Raw genomic sequence first — 1,601 nt, 5'->3', positions numbered from 1 at the left:
CTCCCACGCTGGGCCGGCGAAGGGCGGCCGGTCGGGTCGGTTGGCGCATGTCGTCCAAAGGCGGTTTCTGGAGAAAAACGACATGCATGGAACTTCGAGGTTCATGCTAGACGGTTTTGCCGGGTTTTCAAAGCCCGAAGCGCGCCCACAAAGCGCGCTCTTGCGCCGCATCGATCACGCCCCCGGTGGCAGCGGCGGCAATATCGGGCGCCGAAAATCCCTTGCTCGAGCCGAACAGCCCGAAGCGGCCGAACAAACCGCGCGGCGCCGAGATCAGCTTGAGTTGGGTTTTCGCCCCGAACCGCGTCTTGAGCACGGATCGCATGTCGCCGAGCGCATCGACAAGCCCAAGCTCCAGGCCGCGCTTGCCGGTCCAGAACAGGCCCGTGAACAGGTCGGGATCGTCCTTGAGCTTGGTGCCGCGCCGCTCCTTGACCAGATCGATGAAGGTTTCGTGCACTTCGAGCTGCAGCGCCTTCAGCCGTTCGATGTCTTCCTTTTTCTCGGGCTTGAATGGATCAAGCACCGACTTGTTCTGGCCAGCGGTGGGGACGCGGCGCTCGACGCCGATCTTCTTCATCAGCTCCGGGAAGCCGAACGAAGCCGAGACCACGCCGATCGAGCCGACGATGGACGACGGGTCGGCGAAAATCTCATCGCCGGCGACCGCGATCATGTAGCCGCCCGAGGCAGCGACGTCCTCGACGAAGACCAGCACCTTTCTGTTCTTCTCGGTCGCCAGGTCGCGGATACGCTTGAAGATCAGCCGCGACTGCACCGGCGAGCCGCCGGGCGAATTGATGGAGATGGCGATGGCAGGCGCATCGAAGGAAAACGCCTTTTCGATCAGCCCGGCGGTGGAGGCAAGCGACAGGCTGGGACGGAACGGGCCGCCGCCCGCCAGGATGGTGCCGTGCAACCGGATAACCGGAATGGTGACGACCGTGGAACGCCAGGATTTCGGCAGCAGGCGGTTGAAAAGGCGTTTCACTGAGGTCGATCTCCGCTCGATGGGTTGCCAGCATGTAGGAATTTCAAGGCCAACGGCAATGCCGCGGCCATCGCGGCCAGGTTGTGTTCAATCTCCGAACAAGGAGGCGAGGCCGTTGTTGATCATCTCCGTCCGTTCCGACGGGCCGTCGCCCGTCTGCGCGTGAAGCATCAAAGGCGGCCGAATAGCGAGTTTGCCGCGCGCCCCGAGCGTTGCCCTGACGATGATGCGGATCGCCGCGGCATCGGGGCGGGGATGCACGGCCAGCATCTCGGCGTCGCCGAAACGGCCCGCGATCGCATCGAGAAGCGAACCGAGTTGCTCGGGCCGCGCGATGACGGCAAGCCCGCCGCGCGGCCTGACCACTGCTGCGGCGCTGCGGATCCAGCCCTCTAACAGCCCGTCCTCCATGACATGCGCTTCCTTTCTCAAGCGCTCGGGCGTGGCGCGGTCCTGCGCGGCGTTGAAGGGCGGATTCATGATGACGAAATCGAAATCATTGTCGCCGAGGCCGGCCGCCGTCCTGGCGCGGCCCGAAAGCGCGACATTGGCGACGAGCACCGAAGCGCGGTCGACGAGGTGAGCGTTGCCGGGATGCGCGAGCGTGGCC

The 1,601-nt window shown here is 64.7% G+C and carries 2 protein-coding genes; both read right to left on the bottom strand.

What is annotated here, in order from left to right; all coding sequences use genetic code 11:
• Nucleotides 1-127: 127 nt before the first annotated feature.
• On the bottom strand, nucleotides 128-991 hold the full coding sequence (locus tag FJ980_RS31035; RefSeq protein WP_140547366.1) for a S49 family peptidase: 864 nt from the start codon (nucleotides 989-991) through the stop codon (nucleotides 128-130).
• A gap of 87 nt (nucleotides 992-1,078) precedes the next feature.
• On the bottom strand, nucleotides 1,079-1,601 hold a 523-nt coding region (locus FJ980_RS31030; protein ID WP_140547365.1), incomplete at its 5' end, for a methyltransferase.

It is taken from the genome of Mesorhizobium sp. B1-1-5 (assembly GCF_006443065.1).
GTDB lineage: Bacteria > Pseudomonadota > Alphaproteobacteria > Rhizobiales > Rhizobiaceae > Mesorhizobium.
The sequence above is the reverse complement of the archived record's forward strand: the minus strand, read 5'-3'. Positions and strand labels throughout refer to the sequence as shown.